Raw genomic sequence first — 16,428 nt, forward strand, 5'->3', positions numbered from 1 at the left:
TGTTGCATTTGAATTTGGTTAAAATAAATATAATTTTTGATGCGATTTAATTAAATAATGATATATTAATTATTTAATTTGTTATGTGAATAAATAATAATATATAATTAATAAACTGTTTAAGTTCGTCTGGTTGGGTATTTTATATTGAGCCAAAAGAATTTGAGTCATTTGATAATGAGTTAACATGAAAGTAAGCTTTGGTAATGATTGGTATCAGGGTAAAATACGCCATTGATTAAGCTATGTTGAGCTATTGGTCAGATTGCTTATCAGGTCATGCCTCTGGCATTTCTGCCTTTTAGCTAGCTTTGGCCTTGCTAAAATGTCATTTAAGCAAAAAAACATTTTACTGATCGCCCGTTTTAGGGGATAAACAGCCCAAATTTATTATTCAGGAGCGGTGATGAGCCAACTCTTACTGGGAACGCAAAGCCTTGAGCTTGAGCGTTTTCCACCACAAGAAAATTCCAATACCCTACAGGCGTGGGAAGCAGCAGATGAATATCTGCTACAAAACATTGACTTAAGCCAAATTGATGGCCGCCCGGTGCTGGTATTTAATGATCAGTTTGGAACGCTGGCCTGCGCTTTACATGCTTATCGTCCATTCAGTGTCAGTGACTCTTATATGAGCCAGTTGGCGACGACGCATAACGTGCAGTTAAATCAGTTAGATGAAAATGCCGTTACCCTATTAAGCAGTATTGATGCGTTACCCGCCGCTCCTAAGCTGGTGGTGATTAAGATCCCTAAAGCTTTGGCGCTGTTGGAGCAGCAATTACGCGCATTGCGCCTGGTCGTAGCCCCAGATACGGTGATTATTGCTGGGGCGAAATCCCGCGATGTGCATAATTCAACTTTGCAATTGTTCGAAAAAATTCTTGGCCCGACCAAAACCACGCTGGCGTGGAAGAAATCCCGCCTGATTCACTGCGAAGTGGCAGATATTCCACTGGCAGATGCGCCGGAAACCACCGATTGGCCGCTGGCGAATACCGAATATGTCATCCATAACCATGCTAACGTTTTCTCTCGCAATAATTTGGATATCGGTGCGCGCTTCTTTATGGAGATCCTGCCGTATGATGTGGCGGGCAAAATCGCGGATCTGGGTTGTGGTAATGGTGTCGTCGGTTTAATTGCATTGGAACAAAATCCATTGGCAGAAATGCTGTTTGTCGATGAGTCCTATATGGCCGTTGCATCCAGTGAGCTGAATATCACCTATAACCGCCCACAAGACTTACCACGCTGTGAATTCATGGTAAGCCATGGTTTGGCCGGTGTTGAGCGTGAGTGCCTGCAACTGGTGCTATGTAACCCTCCGTTCCACCAACAGCATGCGGTCAGTGACCATGTGGCCTGGCAGATGTTCTGTGATGCTAAACGTTGTCTGAAGGTGGGGGGGGAACTGATGATTGTGGGTAATCGCCATCTGGACTATTTCCACAAACTTAAACGTTTGTTCGGTAACTGCGAAACATTAGATTCAAACCAGAAATTTATGGTGCTGAAAGCAGTGAAAACGGCATCATCCCGTTCCGAGGGTGGTGGTAGCGGCAGTCTTGATATGTCGTATAGCGATTTCTAAATACCCTTCGTACTTGAAGCCGCAGGGGTGTTAGCTACGTTCATTCACTCGAATCACTTACTTATGTAAGCTCATCGGGATTTGTTCACTTGCTGCCTACCTGCGACTCCAATTACTTTGGGTATTCCCTGCTTGAAGCCACAGGGGTGTTAGCTACGTTCTTTACTCGGCCCGTCCATGGGCCTCACCTCGTTGAGGCCGCTGCAAGCAGCGTTCAAATCAGCTCCCGGCAGATTTGTCACCCGAATCACTTACTTATGTAAGCTCATCGGGGTTTGTTCACTTGCTGCCTACCTGCGACTCCACTTACTTTGGGTATTCCCTGCTTGAAGCCGCAGGGGGGGGTCATGCCACCCCCTGTTTTGCTTATTCCTGCTTATATAGCCAGCGCCAGACGCGTCCCTTGATCAATTGCCCGGCGTGCATCCAGCTCAGCGGCGATATCAGCGCCACCAATCAGATGCACGGTTTTTCCCATATCCAGCAAGGGCTGATGTAATTCCCTACGCGGTTCCTGGCCCGCACAGATAATGATGGTATCGACGGGTAAACAGCTCGCCTGTTCTGCACGGGTGATATGCAAACCTTCATCATCAATGCTGTCGTAACTCACACTGTTAAGCATTTTCACCCCACGCATCGCCAGGCTGGTACGGTGGATCCAACCGGTGGTTTTACCCAAGCCTTCACCCACTTTACTGGTTTTCCGTTGTAACAAGAAAATCTGTCGAGGTGACGGATGCACTTTGGACCCCGTCGGGGATAATCCGCCACGATGTGCCAAATGTTGATCGATGCCCCATTCGCGACTGAATGCAGCACTGTCCAGACTGCTGGAATCACCGGATTGGCTGAGGTATTCGGCGGTATCAAAACCAATTCCCCCCGCACCAATAATGGCCACGCGCTCACCGACCGGTTTTTTATCGCGCAATACATCCAGATAAGTAAGGACTTTCGGATGCTCAATCCCCTTGATAGCTGGCAGGCGTGGCTGGATACCACAGGCGAGGATAATTTCATCAAAATCAGCCAACTGCTGTGGCTGTACCGAGGTATTTAGCTGCTGAATAACACCATGGAGCACCAACTGACGGCGGAAATAGCGCAGCGTTTCATAAAATTCTTCCTTACCTGGGATCTGCTTGGCAATGTTGAATTGGCCACCGATATCTGTTGCAGCATCAAATAGCGTCACTTGATGACCACGGCTGGCAGCGGTAACGGCGAAAGCCAGTCCGGCCGGCCCGGAACCGACGACGGCTAACCGTTTTGGTGTTTCTGTGGGGAGTATGGGCATTTCGCTTTCACGGCACGCGCGAGGGTTGACTAAGCATGAAGTGAGTTTGCCTTCGAAAATCTGGTCCAGACAGGCCTGATTGCAGCCGATACAGGTGTTAATTTCGTCGGCCCGATGTTGTGCTGCTTTTTGGACAAACGCCGCATCAGCGAGGAACGGGCGCGCCATTGACACCATATCCGCGCAACCATCAACCAGTACCTGCTCAGCAACCGCAGGGTCATTAATGCGGTTAGTGGTGATCAGCGGAATAGCCACTGCCCCCATCAATTTGCGCGTCACCCAACTGAATCCGGCCCGTGGCACCATGGTAGCGATAGTGGGAATACGTGCTTCATGCCAACCAATGCCAGTATTAATCAGGGTGGCACCGGCCTGTTCAACCGCCTGCGCCAATTGTTCAATTTCTTGCCAACTGGAACCTTCTTCCACCAGGTCAAGCATCGAAAGGCGGTAAATCAGTATAAAATCAGTTCCGGTCGCCTCACGGACTGCCCGCACAATTTCTACGGCAAAGCGCATTCTGCGGGTAAAGTCCCCGCCCCAGTCATCATCGCGCTGATTAGTTCTGGCAGCGAGGAACTGGTTAATCAAATAGCCCTCAGATCCCATCACCTCGACACCATCGTAACCCGCTTGTTTGGCAAGCTGTGCACAGTTGGCAAAGTCGGCAATAGTTTGCCGTACTTCATCACTACTCAATGCCTGTGGGGTAAAGGGGTTAATCGGCGCTTGCAATGCGGAAGGAGCCACGGGGTGTTTCTGATAGCTGTAACGGCCGGCATGTAGGATTTGCAGCGCGATCTTACCGCCCGCCTGATGTACTGCATCCGTCACGATTTGATGATGGGGGACTTGCGCCGCATCATTTAATACTGAGGCCCCCTGATACACCACGCCTTGCTTATTGGGGGCGATACCCCCGGTGACAATCAGGGCGACACCACCGGCGGCCCGCTCAGCATAGAATGCGGCCAAACGTTGAGGTCCATCGGGTAATTCCTCTAGCCCGGTATGCATCGAACCCATTAATACGCGATTTTTCAGGGTAGTAAAGCCAAGATCAAGGGGCGCGAGCAGGTGAGGGTAAGCTAACATTGCAGTCTCCATCGGGTGCATTCTGGCTATATTGCAGCAACGTAAATCTGCGCAATATCACCAAACCGTTATTGTTATGTCTCTGCCGCTCTGGCCGAATGCAGCAAGTGGTCGGATGAGATTTTTTATTCAAATTTAGACGGTGCAGTGCAACTTGGGAAATCGCAGTGTGCTGATTGTGATAGCCGTCATGAATATGACATCAGGGAAGGGGCAGTAACATGAAGTATTAAACGAAGGAATTATACCTATAAAGTATATCCCCTTCGTTTCTCGCGATGGCTATTTATAACTTGGCTATTAATCAGTCACCAAAAACCCGCAAGCGGTGGCCATCAGGATCTAAAGCCACAAAGGTATAGCCGAAATCCATCTGTAATGGTTGTTGCAAAATAGGTAAGCCGCGTTGTTGCCAGTCATTATATAACGATTGCACCGCCGCTTTATCGGTCAGGGCAAAAGCCACTTCACCGCCACCGCCCGTGGCTGTCGCCGCCGGTTCAACCGTATGTTTTGACCATAAGCCCAGCATTACCCCTGAATCCAGTGCAAACATGGCAAAGGTTGGGTGAAGTTCTACCGGTGCCTTTGCCAGCAAGTCACCATAAAACGTAGCGCTGTTGGCCGGGCTATCAACATAAAGAATAATGAAATTCGGATCTGCCATGGTTTTTCCCCTTATCCCTTTGGTACTTGAAATTGCAGCGCCCAAATCGGTGCTCGACCGGCCTACCTGAAATTCCAAATACTTTAGGTATGTCATCAAATGGATAGTTTTTTTGTTAACCGAATATCGCTTAACTGGGTTCTATCCTAGCGGGGCATACTGACAGTTTCTGTCAGTAGTGATTATTGATTTGTAGTGACAATAAAAAACTACGGTTTTGGTGGTGTCGACAGCAGCGACTGATCATCGATGCCTTCCGCTTCCCGCCACTGTTTTAGCAACAGCTGTCGGCGCTGAGGATAGCGTTGATCCGTAAGAGAAATAGCGCTTATTCGATCCGCGCGAAAGTTACGGATGGTTTGGCGTAGCTCACACCAGGCCACCACTACGCGCACCTGTTCAAAAAAACCGATAGCAAAAGGCCAGATGCGGCGACATGAGTTAGCCCCTTTCAGGTCTTGATAGGTAATATCCACTTTGCGCTCGGCACGGATTGCGCGGCGCAATACCGGTAGCGCCAGTTCACAGTCAGGCATATGGCCGACAGGGCCGATGAGCAGTGTCGAGGCATCTAATTCGTCACGTAAATCTGTAGGTAAAACCGCTGCGATTTTCGCCAAAGCATTACGGGCAGCGGCACTCAGATGGGTATCTCCACGCCCCATTCCCGAACGAAACGCAACAAACCATCATGCGTTATGCAGCGAGTAGATACTCTAAAAATACCTCATTCGGTGAGCTGTATTCCAGAGATTTGCGCCCCCGAGTGTTGAGGATGTGCTCCAGTCTCGCAATATCTTCATCGCTGACGCCATTAAAATCGGTTCCTTTCGGATAAAACCGCCGTATCAGACCGTTGGTATGCTCATTCAACCCCCGCTCCCAGGAATGATAAGGCCGGGCAAAGTAAACCTTTGCGCCCGTTACCTGAGTGATGTCCTTATGTTTCGCAAACTCGGGTCCGTTATCTGCCGTCAGGGTTTTAAACTCGCAGAAAGTATTCGCCACGATGTCCCTGAACGCTTCCACGACGCTCTCAGCGCACTTATTGGGGAGTTTACGGATAATGACCTGCTTTGTGGCTTTGTCCACGACCGTCAGCAGGAATGACTTCTGGTCTTTGCCAAAAATCGTATCGATTTCAACATGCCCGGGAACCTGTTTGAGTTCAGCCTCAGCAGGCCTGTGCTCAATGCCAACCCTGTCCGGGATGGGCGTGCGTCCGGGCTCACCCGTATCATAGCGATAGCGTTTACCCCGGTGAGGGAGCTGAAGGTAAAGCTTACCGCCAGCCTGTCTGTCCGAACGGATATAGCGGTAGAGGGTATTTTTGCTGACGGCGATATCAAACTGGATTTTCAGTCTCCCACAGATAACCTCAGGGGAGGTATGTACAGCCAGCGCCTGCCGGAGAAAGTCTTGTGTCTGCTGGCACAGAGGGACACAGGCATTGTGTGCCGAGGTGTCGCCCCGCCGTTGTCTGGCTAAGGCATCAGCGCGTCTGGAGGAGTAAAGTCCGTTGAAGGCGGGGTCCGTATTACGTCTGAGCTCCCGGCTCAGGGTAGAGCGAGAGACGCCGAGCTCTCTGGCAATGCAGGACTGATTAACGCCTTCAGCTTTTCGTTTTTCGATGTAAAAGCGCTCATGCTGAGTCAAATGTTTTCCCTTCATGCAACAGGGTCTCCGACAGGGTCAATACGGCTATTTTATCCGTACCTGACCGGTGGGTCACTTTGTTGCATTTCGTTTGGGAATTGGCGCACGATGGCTGACCCAGCGCGACCCTAATACCAGTGCTTCTATCTCTTCTTCGGAGAACATCAAGGGCGGCAGCATAAAACCTGGGCGCAGCACATAGCCCAGACCGGGTTCGCCTGCAATATCAGCGCCTTGCTGTTGTAGGGTGGCAATATCGCGATAAAGTGTCCGCACACTGATAGCCAGTTCCTCCGCCAGCGCAGCACCTGTTACGGGATAGCGATGGCGGCGTAGCACTTGAATCAGGTCAAGCAGACGCTGGCTGCGGGACATAATAGCTCTCGTCGGAGTATAAAAGCTGACTATAGCACCTTCAGTCAGGCCATTTTACTGGGTGGCAGCAAAACTAGGGAGCCATTGAGAATTTCCTCTGTAGCAAGCCGATAAGCCGCCTACCGTAGAGGCCGATAATCAGCCCACTGATAATCAGTATCATCGCGACAATTTTCGCGGCGGGAATGCTTTCACTAAAAATCATCACGGAACCTAGCAGGCCAAAAATCGGGACTAGCAAAGATAATGGCGCGACAACAGAAACCGGGTATTTGGTCAGTAATGAATTCCAAATCCAATAGGCAAACAGCGTATTGGGATAGACCTGAAATAGAATAGAGAACAGCGTGGTTACATCGAACTGGGTGGCTAACTCAGTAAAACCGCTGGAGCCATTAAATAAATAGCTCAGTAGAAATAGTGGGATAGGGGAAAATAGGCTCGACCAAACTAGAAAGGCAAAAACCTGTTTGGTATTGGCTTTTTTAATTATAATACTCACCAGCCCCCATACCACTGCACCGCACAATACCAATATCAGGCCAGTAGGCGTGACAGAACCATCACTGATGAAAATAATACTGATAAGCCCTAAGAGCGCAACGGCGATACCAATACATTGATATCTTGAGAGTTTTTCGCGAAACAGCAATGCGCCAAGGATCATGGTGAAGAACGCGCCGAATTGCAGCACTAACGAAGCGATTCCTGCGGAGACACCCGCTTTAATACCCAGATTGACAATACCCCATAAACCGATACCAAACAGTAGGCCGTAACCTATTATGTATCGCCATGAAGTATCAGGTTTTTTGATAAAAAGGACTGCGGGTAGGGCGCAGAGCGTGAAGCGAATCCCGGCTAAAATAAGCGGGTCTGCGGCAATCAGGCCAAGTTTTATTACCGAAAAATTAGCCCCCCAAATTGCGGTAATGCATAGAGCAATTAAAAAATCAGTTAGTTTCACGCAGCCTACCTAGGGTGAGAGAATTAGTCGGTTGTTGTTATTTCACAGTGGCAGTTCACAAACTGAGTAGTGATAATCAGTAGCGAACATGAGAATATTTCCAGGACAGCGGTATCGCAATTCAGGATACCACTGCGAATAATGTGTTATTAATTCTGTTTATATAAACCAGCGACCATAAAGCAGCTAAATGAACTAAATAGCATCTCAATCCCGACCAGAGTCGTAACCATGGTGATCGACATCAGTGGGCCAGCACTCACCAATAGATAGGTAATAATCAGATCTAAGACGCCGAGCAAGATTTGTAGCCATGCCCCCGGCATTCCCCATGTTCTAAAACCGGTTATCAACCGCATCACTCCACCAAAGGCAAACAGCACCGCCAGCACCACTGCCAGACTTATCATCCCTATTGCTGGATTGGTAATAAATACATAACCCATCACAATATATGCGATGCCGAGTAAAATACCGGTCACCATTGGCCAAAGATTATGGGAACGGTTGGTTACCATACCCACGATCATTGCAATCCCACTGAGTAGCAGTAGGACACCAATAATTTTGCTGAGAACAACGCTGGAGGCCAGTGGGTTAATAAGGCAAAAGATCCCGCCCAGTAATAGCAGGATTGCGATGACCCGCATGATAATCCGTTGTTTTTTTAAGGTACTTTCATCAAGGCTCATAAGGTATTTCCGATCTATATTCAGCATGACGATGACTCCTGTATAGTCTGAACTAGGTTATCGATAACTATCATGAGTATAGGTCGAACAATAGATGTATAAATAAAATCAATGATATTCAACTAATTATACTGTGGAATATTTCCTGTACGCCAGATGTGCAAATAGCATTGCAGTGGCACTTATCATCCCCCCCAGAATACAAACACCTGACCATCCCGCATTCGCATATACCATCGTTGCACTGATAGCTCCGATGGCGCTACCGATGGAATAGAACAACATATAGCCAGCAACCAGGCGGCTTTGGGCATCAGGACGTAGCGCCAATATGATGGTCTGATTGGTTACATGCACCGCCTGAACGGCAAAATCTAATATCACGACACCGATAACCAGCCACCAGAGTGAATGAGGCAAAAAAGCGATCGGCAGCCAGGAGAGCAGTAGTAACGCCAAGGCGACTTGCGTTGTTTTCACTCCCAACCCTCGATCTGCCAACTGCCCCGCATGAGCGGCGGCGAATGCGCCAGCGATACCTGCCAGCCCAAATAAACCTACCTGACTAGGCGATAATACGTATGGCGGGCTGCTGAGTGGTAACACCATTGCGGTCCACAGCACACTAAAAGCCATAAATATCAGTAAGGCCAGAGTAGACCGTACACGCAACTCGCGCTCACGGGTAAATAACCCCCACAGCGACAGCAGTAGCTGCCGATATGACGATACAGCCGGTTTGGCAACGGGTGGGATAATGCGATAAAGCATAATAACCATCAATAGCATCACTGCTGCGGAGCAAAAATAGACGGAACGCCAACCGGCAAAGTCGGCCATCGTACCTGAGATAAAGCGCGCGAGTAGAATCCCCAACACGATACCGCTGGTGATTTTACCCACTATTTTGCCTCTTTGTTGCTCTGGAGCCAGTGCCGCAGCAAAAGCCACAATCACCTGTACCACGACAGCCATCAGGCCGATAATCAGCATCGCCACCAAAAGTAGTGAAAAAGTGGGGGCAAGGCTAACCGAAATCAATGCCACAGCAGATAACAATAACTGCCCGATAATTAATTTTCGGCGATCCCACAGATCACCCAAAGGCACAATGAATATCAGCCCCAAGGCATACCCTGCCTGCGTCAGAGTAACCACCAGACCGATCGCCGACGGACTAACGTTAAGATCCGTTGCCATTGTATCGAGTAGGGGCTGAGCAAAATAGACATTGGCGACCGCCATGGCGGATACCATCGCCAAGAGTGGCACCACTATTGATGTGAGGTGTGGTGCCAGAGCTGTTTGTGGTAATCGCCGGGTGCGACTCTTTGCTGATTCTTTTCTGATGGACATAAAAATACCTGATGCCTTTCTGGTTTTTATTTGAAACCACTTAATTGATTTTTAACAGAGGTGGTTTTAATATGCAACCAGTTTATCCAGCAAATGATCGGAGTAAAAGAATGACTAAAACGAGTGAAGGCCAGATAGGGGCAGAAGAATGCCCGGTTGCCAGAGCGCTTAAGGTTTTGGGGGATCGCTGGTCACTCATGATAATTCGTGATGCTTTTGATGGGATCCGCCGTTTTGGTGAATTTCGGAATAACCTTGGCTTGGCAAAAAATATCTTGGCGGGTCGCCTGCGTGAGTTGGTTGAACACGGCATTCTGATGATAGTCCCGGCCTCTGATGGCAGTGCTTACCATGAATATGTGTTGACGGATAAAGGCCGCCAATTATTCCCTATTGTGGTCAGCTTGCGCCAATGGGGCGAAGATCACTTGTTTGCTGTTGGCGAAAAGCACTCTATTTTAGTTGATAATCAGAGTGGGCATCCCATCAGTAAGCTGACAGTATCCTCACAAAAAGGTAAGGTATTGGATGCCAGCGAATGCCATCGGGGAAAAGTGATTAAGCGGTAAGGAAGGTATCTGCGGCGGGAAACATAATCTCAATGGATATTAATGACAGGAAAGGCAAAATGGATTCTCGGATACTGGAAATACTGCAATACACATTGAAGCCAGGTAGTGGTGTGGAATTCCACCGAATTATGCAAGAGATCAGCATTCCCTTGCACGCCAGGGAGGGGATGGACGTCGTCGCTTATGGTCAATCGCTGCACGACCCAGATGCTTATTACCTGATGCGTGCCTTTGACAGTCAAGAGGCATTAGTGAATGCTGAGGCACGTTTTTACAGCAGTGACGGCTGGCTTGCTGGCCCGCGGGTGGCAATTGTTGAACGTATTGAAAATAGTCTCAAATCCGTAATATCGATGCCAACTGCCGCCATTGATGCTTTAAGAACGTAATTGGTCAATTCATAGCATTCTTATACTGAATACGTTATCAACTGATAACGTATTTAATTGCCTCTGGGATTGATTATTGCTCTGCCTGATAAGTGTCGCGTAAGAAAAGGGTTAGCACATCTTTTGGTGGTGTCACCTCACATTCAGACAGCAGCCACCCCACCGCGCCTCGGTGATAAGCACCATGATGCTCAACATGGGAAAACATCTCTTTTCTACTCATTGCCCCTTTTCCCCCATCGACAAATTTGAAGTTAATCATTTCATCCAATTGTTGTTCAACCAGAGAGTGAAGATACTCGAGATAGCGATTATCACTGATAGCAAAGGCGTTATTCAGCACCTCTAGAGGCGGTGTTTCAACCGTATTCAGCGCAGTATAACGGTGGGGAACTCCCTGAATATTGGCGATAAATATTTGATCAACTACATAAATATGATTCATCAGGCGAATCATAAGATGACGTTTATCTTTATAAGCCGCGGTATCAACATTGGCGATAGCGGAGAGGATCTCTTTATCAGCCCAGGCCTTGTATTGAAAAAGCATATCAAAGTGAGTAAGCACAGACATTTTCAGATCTCAGCGGAGAGTTAGATGGCTATTTTATAGTACGAGAATTATTGTAGGTCGTTAAGTAGCGTTGAATTTTAGCCGACTAAAACATTTCATCAACGAAGGGACTGTCTATTGAATATTCGGCAAGAAAATAGCAATGACCTATATATCTTAAGATAATTAGGTAAAGCGAGAGGCTTGGGGGATGAGTAAATTGCTATAACCTGAATCGATGACGTTATCGCCATCTCAAGGTGCTTTTCTCTTCTTCTACTAGAATATCCAGCCAATCCGCATTGAACAATTTTCGTTCAAATTGGCTAGCCACTGAGACAGATAAAATCAGATAAAGTGTAATTGTATCCGTGAGATTCCATTCAACAGTCTCTATTCAAGATTGTGCAGTTATGCTTCATTGAGTTGAGCAAATATAGCGCGGCGTCACTTTAATGTTTGTGTAACCAAGGATTTTATAATCAAATTGATGATTTATTAATCTAAATCAATAAGGATTTCTACTGATAGTCAAATACTCTCCTTTTCACAAGGAAGTACAAAATAATGTTTTTCCCTAAGAAATATTCAATATCAATTCTGGCATTAGCGTTTGTTTTATTCTCTTTCCCTACTTCCGCCAAAGTGACTAATTCATCTGATGACCATGTAAAACAGATGATTATCAACGAGTCTATAGAGTCGTACCCTGGCAACTGCCCATGTCCTTTTAACTCTGCCAGCAATGGAAGTAGTTGTGGAAAACGTAGCGCGTGGAGTCGGGCAGGTGGTTATTCCCCCATTTGCTATAAAAAAGAAGTTACCAAGGAAATGGTTACTGAATGGCGTGAATCTAACAAAGCCTAAGATATAAAATTTTTAGTACATGAATGGCAACCCACCCTAGAAAATGCTGCGACACAGGTTACCAGATACAAAAAAGCCAACTCGAAAGTTGGCTTAATATACTGATTTAACAGCTAAAATTTGGTGGCCCCTACTGGACTTGAACCAGTGACCAAGCGATTATGAGTGTCAAATTAATGAGTTACCGATAAATACCTTTCGTTATATTTCAACTATTTAACAACATCCTTGACACTGTATAAATACCCATAAATACTGGTTAATACCGCTCTGAGGTATCCCATAAGTATCCCAGAGCGACCAAGCGATTATTTGGGGATACCGTATTGTGAATCATTTTAAGTTTACTAAAGCCAGCATAGCGGCCTTGCCTCCAGATCCTGCTGGTGGACGACTGGAGTTCAGGGATACCGCCGTTAATGGTCTTATCCTGCGTGTTGGCGCTTCTGGCGTGAAGAGTTTCTGCATCTCTCGTAAACGGAATGGAAAGTTTATCCGGGCAACTCTTGGGCGTTTTCCTGATCTCAGTATCGAGAACGCCAGAGCCAAGGCTCTAGAGCTGCTTGGTGAAGTGGCCACCAATGGCAGAAATCCCAATGATGTTCGTCGTGTTCATGCAATGAGCAAGGTCACACTGGAAGATGCTATACAAACCTACATCGATAACCGTGGCCACCGCCTGAAACCCGTCACAGCAAAACAGTACCGTTCTATTCTTGGCAACTTCTCTGGTGATTGGATGAAGCAGCCTATGGCTAATATTAGCCGTGAGCGGGTTGAAGCCCGTCACAAAGCGGTTACTCAAGGCTCAGTGTGGTTCGGTAAAGATAAATCACTTTTACGAGCTGGTGTGGGGTCAGGGAGTCGGGCGCAAGCGGATCTATGGGCTAGGGCGTTAAGGGCTGTTTATCGCTTCTCCCATGACCACTATCGCGATGAGGAAGGTAAAACCCTCTTACCAGATCCGCCGACGATGGTTCTCAGCACTAAACGGCAGTGGCATGGAACAGTAAGAAAAACAGAGCGAATCAGGACTTATGACCTTGGACGTTGGTTGAGTGCTGTTGACCAGGTAAGAAATATATCAGCAGACGAGAGGGATGATGTGGCTTTGTCGGTCTGCGATGCTATTGAAATGGCGCTTTTTACGGGCCTAAGAAAATCAGAAGTATTTAATCTGACATGGGATCGGGTAAATGTTGGTGGGCGCTTCTTCTGGATAGATACTACCAAAAATGGCGATCCGCTTGAACTACCAATTACTGACACGTTGTTAAACCTTTTTCGTAGGCGGCTCAAGCTCAAATTAGGCGAACAACATTATGTATTTCCCGGTCAGAAAGGAATTATTACTGAACCGCGCCGAATAATAGCCAGAATAACGGAAGCCACAATCCCTTCTCCTAACCCTGACGGATTATTGCTAATACCTTTCAAGTGGCATGATGCGCGGCGCACGTTTGGCACTGTAGCGGAGTTGGTTGGCGTTGGATCATATATTCTTAAACGGTTGATGAACCACCGCACATTACGAAGTGCTGATGTAACCCAAGGCTACTTACATTTTGGGGCTGATGAATTGCAGGAGCCAGCCAGAAAGGTAGAGCGCGCGATTTTGGAACATGCAGGGTTGGTAGAAAAAATCGGTGCGATAGACCAGCGTTTGTTGTCACTGTTAGCAGATATGGATGATGAAGAAAAAAGACGAGTTCTTTTTCAGTTATCAAATCAAGAAATAAAAAGGAATGCATAATGAAAAAAAGAACATTAAGCGAATTAGAGGGTGATATCAATTTTTTTAATTCATTTATAAAAGAATGTGTCGATTCCACTGGAAATAGAGATATGAGTTTCAAGATACATGGCGAAATTATGTCTTATGAAAAAATCCAAAAGCTTTCATTAGAGGAAAGGCACAGTTTAGCGATCAATCTAATTAACGATAATGATTTTTTTGGGACTGAATCCTCGGCTGATATCCATAAATCAACAAGGGTACTTTACTTGCTTGGCTTTCGTGAGTTAGCTAGTTCGGTACAAAAATTAGCTGTTGAGTTTTCTATATCAAAACACTATGAAAAGAAAATAGAAGAACTAACCGTTCAGCTAGAACATAAAAAAATAACAAGCAAGGGCGGGATAGGGCGGACAAATAAGCATAAAGAGTTGGCATTGAAAATAGCATTAGATACATGGGAAAATATACCGAATGCTAGCATTAATAGCATGGGTCATAAAATATATGATCATCTGTATTTAAAAAGTAGAGAATTGCCAACAATAGATACCATTAAAACATGGCTTTCAAAATCAGGGTTAAACCCCGGAGTGGAACCCAAAGTAAATACCTATGATCTAGTGATTAAGTACTAAAACAGGTGGTTTAGTACTTAGCTAATTGCGAAACTACTTAAGTAAACAGTTAAGTAGTTTTCACCTCTTATAAAGTAATAATATGAATATTAAAGTATCTCTATCAATCACTATTCGTCACTGGAGATACTAATGGAATTTATTAAATCTCGACTCACCCGCAAAGAAGCCGCTGATTATATCGGTGTCAGCCCTCAGACTCTTGCAAATTGGGCTTGTACTGGCCGCGAATCCATTCCTTTCTACAAAATTGGTAAGAAAAAGGTTATTTATCATAAGGTCGATCTGGATACTTATCTTTCTTCTGCTCGTCAAAATTAAACTGCTTAATTAAGGTCTGAAATATGAAAACTAAAGATATGGCCGAATTCGGTCAGGTACAAACTCACGCCAAAATTCAGCCGGTCAATATTCCGGTTATTGAGTGGAATGCTATCCGGGTGGTAACAACCGAAACGTTAGCTATTGGTTATGGCGCTACGACATCCAATATCCGCGCCAATCTTTCTAATCACCGCTCTCGCTTTTTGGAGGGTGTTCATGTGATCACTCTAACCGGCGATGAAGTACAAATTTTGTGCGCTAATAATATTGACGCACAAATTTCGAACAAGGCTCGCAGCTTAACGCTATATACAGAGAAAGGCGCGGCCCGCATGTCAAAGATTGTTGATACTGATGAAGCCTGGTCATTCTTTGAGAAGATGGAAGACAGCTATTTCAGTAGCCGCCAGAATACAGCGCTATTACAAAACATCCCCGATTTTACTGATCCAGCTTCTGTTGCTCGTGCTTGGGCTGATGAATATGAGGCCAAAAATAAAGCGGTGGCCATTACCCATCAACAAGCCGAATACATTACTCAGCTCGAGAGCCTTTTCACCGAAGGCTTATCCCCTGTTCAGTTTTGTAAGCGTCTGAATGGCGTCAACACCAGCAAGGTAAGCGCCTACCTTCAATCTGTTGGATGGGTCTATGACGATAATCTAAACGGCCATAACGCGCGCTGGCGGGTTTATTCCTATGCGCGTGATCGATATCTGACGGAGAAGGCCAGTACGGTTAACCCGCCAGAGTCCGAAGGCTTCACCGCTTATAAGCCAGTTCTATTGCGTAAAGGGGCGGCATGGCTTTACCGGCGTTATCTGAAAGGTGAATTACCGATGAAAAGTAATTGGGACGGGAAATTTACGAACGATAAAGAGCTGGTGGAGGTGCAAGATGCAGGGGCTAAATAAAACAAAAGCGGCCCTGCAAGGCCGCCAATGTAACTACAGAAAAATTAAGCCAAGCCAGATTACCACACTGATCGATCAGGTCAATAATCTTGGGCGAGTAAAGGGATGCTCAGAAGTGAGCAACGGTTATAAGTTAACCGCGCCATTGGCGCAGTTCAACCGAGATACTCGCAAATTCCCGCACACCGAAAATTCCACGTATTTAAAATCATTCGCTACCTGGTGGGTATGTCCAAATCTGGATAGACCTGATATGTCGGATTGCCCCCAATGGGGGAAGTCTACGCCAATGGCTGACACCCTAAACAGGAATTCCGGCTTAGCCGCAGGGGGAATCCCACCCTCGAAACAAAATCATAGGGCTATAGTTCAACCCTTTGGTGCTTCCTTGGCCTTCTTGCGCTGGCGGCGTTTGATTTCGCCTTGCAAAGCAGATACTACAAATTGTCCGATGCTTTCGCCTTCCTCTTTGAGTTCTTCAACTGAGTTGGCAATATCGTGTGGGACACGAACATCAAATCTTTTTGATTTTGCATTTACAGATTTTGTCGCCATCACTGGTTTTCCTGTTTATTGGTGTCCGACAATAATACATGTTTTTTTCTGCATTGAAAGTATTGACTTGTCCGACACCTTACATCTATTCTGTGTCCGACACCTTGGTTATTCCCAAGGCGTAGAAACAGCGAAGCCCGGAAGTGTCTCACCACTAACCGGGCCTCTTACCACCA

Annotated in this window: 17 protein-coding genes and 1 pseudogene; 8 read left to right on the forward strand and 10 right to left on the reverse strand. The window is 46.5% G+C overall.

What is annotated here, in order from left to right:
• Positions 1-406: 406 nt before the first annotated feature.
• The gene (gene rlmG / locus ACWJJO_RS19520; RefSeq protein WP_481091418.1) at positions 407-1,594 is read left to right on the forward strand and encodes a 23S rRNA (guanine(1835)-N(2))-methyltransferase RlmG; all 1,188 of its coding nucleotides are present in this window, start codon (positions 407-409) and stop codon (positions 1,592-1,594) included.
• A 376-nt stretch (positions 1,595-1,970) separates the two neighbouring features.
• Here rlmG and ACWJJO_RS19525 read toward each other — a convergent pair whose 3' ends face one another.
• The 8 genes and pseudogenes from ACWJJO_RS19525 to ACWJJO_RS19560 all read right to left on the reverse strand — a co-directional run bounded on the left by ACWJJO_RS19525 (position 1,971) and on the right by ACWJJO_RS19560 (position 9,705).
• Positions 1,971-3,992, reverse strand: a complete 2,022-nt coding sequence (locus ACWJJO_RS19525) for an oxidoreductase (RefSeq protein ID WP_420072768.1) — start codon at positions 3,990-3,992, stop codon at positions 1,971-1,973.
• A 304-nt stretch (positions 3,993-4,296) separates the two neighbouring features.
• The gene (locus tag ACWJJO_RS19530) at positions 4,297-4,659 is read right to left on the reverse strand and encodes a VOC family protein (RefSeq protein ID WP_442847504.1); all 363 of its coding nucleotides are present in this window, start codon (positions 4,657-4,659) and stop codon (positions 4,297-4,299) included.
• 209 nt (positions 4,660-4,868) lie between these two features.
• Positions 4,869-5,324, reverse strand: coding sequence for a helix-turn-helix transcriptional regulator (locus ACWJJO_RS19535; RefSeq protein WP_481091419.1), 456 nt, complete (start codon positions 5,322-5,324; stop codon positions 4,869-4,871).
• 31 nt (positions 5,325-5,355) lie between these two features.
• Positions 5,356-6,330: an IS30 family transposase gene (locus tag ACWJJO_RS19540; protein WP_481091420.1), complete on the reverse strand. Its 975-nt coding sequence runs from the start codon at positions 6,328-6,330 to the stop codon at positions 5,356-5,358.
• A gap of 90 nt (positions 6,331-6,420) precedes the next feature.
• Positions 6,421-6,690: pseudogene (locus ACWJJO_RS19545) on the reverse strand (helix-turn-helix transcriptional regulator); the annotation flags it as partial.
• A 73-nt stretch (positions 6,691-6,763) separates the two neighbouring features.
• Entirely contained in the window at positions 6,764-7,657 is an 894-nt protein-coding gene (locus tag ACWJJO_RS19550; protein WP_372569682.1) for an EamA family transporter, read from the reverse strand.
• 149 nt (positions 7,658-7,806) lie between these two features.
• Positions 7,807-8,376 carry an HdeD family acid-resistance protein gene (locus ACWJJO_RS19555; RefSeq protein ID WP_032907485.1) on the reverse strand — a complete coding sequence of 190 codons (570 nt, stop codon included), beginning with the start codon at positions 8,374-8,376 and terminating at the stop codon, positions 7,807-7,809.
• Positions 8,377-8,475: 99 nt separating this feature from the next.
• On the reverse strand, positions 8,476-9,705 hold the full coding sequence (locus ACWJJO_RS19560; RefSeq protein ID WP_102970529.1) for an MFS transporter: 1,230 nt from the start codon (positions 9,703-9,705) through the stop codon (positions 8,476-8,478).
• A gap of 110 nt (positions 9,706-9,815) precedes the next feature.
• On the opposite strand from ACWJJO_RS19560, the gene ACWJJO_RS19565 reads away from it, so the two are divergent.
• Both ACWJJO_RS19565 and ACWJJO_RS19570 read left to right on the forward strand, forming a co-directional pair.
• Positions 9,816-10,274, forward strand: a complete 459-nt coding sequence (locus ACWJJO_RS19565; RefSeq protein ID WP_083162352.1) for a winged helix-turn-helix transcriptional regulator — start codon at positions 9,816-9,818, stop codon at positions 10,272-10,274.
• 59 nt (positions 10,275-10,333) lie between these two features.
• Positions 10,334-10,666: an NIPSNAP family protein gene (locus ACWJJO_RS19570; RefSeq protein ID WP_083162354.1), complete on the forward strand. Its 333-nt coding sequence runs from the start codon at positions 10,334-10,336 to the stop codon at positions 10,664-10,666.
• 73 nt (positions 10,667-10,739) lie between these two features.
• Here ACWJJO_RS19570 and ACWJJO_RS19575 read toward each other — a convergent pair whose 3' ends face one another.
• Positions 10,740-11,240, reverse strand: a complete 501-nt coding sequence (locus ACWJJO_RS19575; protein ID WP_083162356.1) for a DinB family protein — start codon at positions 11,238-11,240, stop codon at positions 10,740-10,742.
• A 546-nt stretch (positions 11,241-11,786) separates the two neighbouring features.
• On the opposite strand from ACWJJO_RS19575, the gene ACWJJO_RS19580 reads away from it, so the two are divergent.
• The 5 genes from ACWJJO_RS19580 to ACWJJO_RS19600 all read left to right on the forward strand — a co-directional run bounded on the left by ACWJJO_RS19580 (position 11,787) and on the right by ACWJJO_RS19600 (position 15,697).
• The gene (locus tag ACWJJO_RS19580) at positions 11,787-12,086 is read left to right on the forward strand and encodes a hypothetical protein (protein ID WP_083162358.1); all 300 of its coding nucleotides are present in this window, start codon (positions 11,787-11,789) and stop codon (positions 12,084-12,086) included.
• Positions 12,087-12,414: 328 nt separating this feature from the next.
• A complete protein-coding gene (locus ACWJJO_RS19585; RefSeq protein WP_481091421.1) occupies positions 12,415-13,839 on the forward strand; it encodes an integrase arm-type DNA-binding domain-containing protein in 1,425 nt (474 codons plus the stop codon).
• Positions 13,839-14,459, forward strand: a complete 621-nt coding sequence (locus ACWJJO_RS19590) for a hypothetical protein (protein WP_481091422.1) — start codon at positions 13,839-13,841, stop codon at positions 14,457-14,459. Before ACWJJO_RS19585 ends, ACWJJO_RS19590 begins: the two co-directional genes overlap by 1 nt.
• A gap of 132 nt (positions 14,460-14,591) precedes the next feature.
• A complete protein-coding gene (locus tag ACWJJO_RS19595; RefSeq protein WP_481091423.1) occupies positions 14,592-14,780 on the forward strand; it encodes a helix-turn-helix domain-containing protein in 189 nt (62 codons plus the stop codon).
• A 23-nt stretch (positions 14,781-14,803) separates the two neighbouring features.
• The gene (locus tag ACWJJO_RS19600) at positions 14,804-15,697 is read left to right on the forward strand and encodes an ORF6N domain-containing protein (RefSeq protein ID WP_481091424.1); all 894 of its coding nucleotides are present in this window, start codon (positions 14,804-14,806) and stop codon (positions 15,695-15,697) included.
• Positions 15,698-16,066: 369 nt separating this feature from the next.
• Here the strand turns inward: ACWJJO_RS19600 and ACWJJO_RS19605 are convergent, their stop codons facing one another.
• A complete protein-coding gene (locus tag ACWJJO_RS19605; protein WP_427226051.1) occupies positions 16,067-16,252 on the reverse strand; it encodes a YlcI/YnfO family protein in 186 nt (61 codons plus the stop codon).
• Positions 16,253-16,428: the final 176 nt, after the last annotated feature.

This window comes from Yersinia antarctica, assembly GCF_056636475.1.

Excerpts from the sequence above, each read along its gene's own strand:
- rlmG (WP_481091418.1), top strand. The coding sequence starts at position 407 with ATGAGCCAACTCTTACTGGGAACGCAAAGCCTTGAGCTTGAGCGTTTT.
- ACWJJO_RS19525 (WP_420072768.1), bottom strand. The coding sequence starts at position 3,992 with ATGTTAGCTTACCCTCACCTGCTCGCGCCCCTTGATCTTGGCTTTACT.
- ACWJJO_RS19530 (WP_442847504.1), bottom strand. The coding sequence starts at position 4,659 with ATGGCAGATCCGAATTTCATTATTCTTTATGTTGATAGCCCGGCCAAC.
- ACWJJO_RS19535 (WP_481091419.1), bottom strand. The coding sequence starts at position 5,324 with ATGGGGCGTGGAGATACCCATCTGAGTGCCGCTGCCCGTAATGCTTTG.
- ACWJJO_RS19540 (WP_481091420.1), bottom strand. The coding sequence starts at position 6,330 with ATGAAGGGAAAACATTTGACTCAGCATGAGCGCTTTTACATCGAAAAA.
- ACWJJO_RS19555 (WP_032907485.1), bottom strand. The coding sequence starts at position 8,376 with ATGCTGAATATAGATCGGAAATACCTTATGAGCCTTGATGAAAGTACC.
- ACWJJO_RS19560 (WP_102970529.1), bottom strand. The coding sequence starts at position 9,705 with ATGTCCATCAGAAAAGAATCAGCAAAGAGTCGCACCCGGCGATTACCA.
- ACWJJO_RS19565 (WP_083162352.1), top strand. The coding sequence starts at position 9,816 with ATGACTAAAACGAGTGAAGGCCAGATAGGGGCAGAAGAATGCCCGGTT.
- ACWJJO_RS19570 (WP_083162354.1), top strand. The coding sequence starts at position 10,334 with ATGGATTCTCGGATACTGGAAATACTGCAATACACATTGAAGCCAGGT.
- ACWJJO_RS19575 (WP_083162356.1), bottom strand. The coding sequence starts at position 11,240 with ATGTCTGTGCTTACTCACTTTGATATGCTTTTTCAATACAAGGCCTGG.
- ACWJJO_RS19580 (WP_083162358.1), top strand. The coding sequence starts at position 11,787 with ATGTTTTTCCCTAAGAAATATTCAATATCAATTCTGGCATTAGCGTTT.
- ACWJJO_RS19590 (WP_481091422.1), top strand. The coding sequence starts at position 13,839 with ATGAAAAAAAGAACATTAAGCGAATTAGAGGGTGATATCAATTTTTTT.
- ACWJJO_RS19595 (WP_481091423.1), top strand. The coding sequence starts at position 14,592 with ATGGAATTTATTAAATCTCGACTCACCCGCAAAGAAGCCGCTGATTAT.
- ACWJJO_RS19600 (WP_481091424.1), top strand. The coding sequence starts at position 14,804 with ATGAAAACTAAAGATATGGCCGAATTCGGTCAGGTACAAACTCACGCC.
- ACWJJO_RS19605 (WP_427226051.1), bottom strand. The coding sequence starts at position 16,252 with ATGGCGACAAAATCTGTAAATGCAAAATCAAAAAGATTTGATGTTCGT.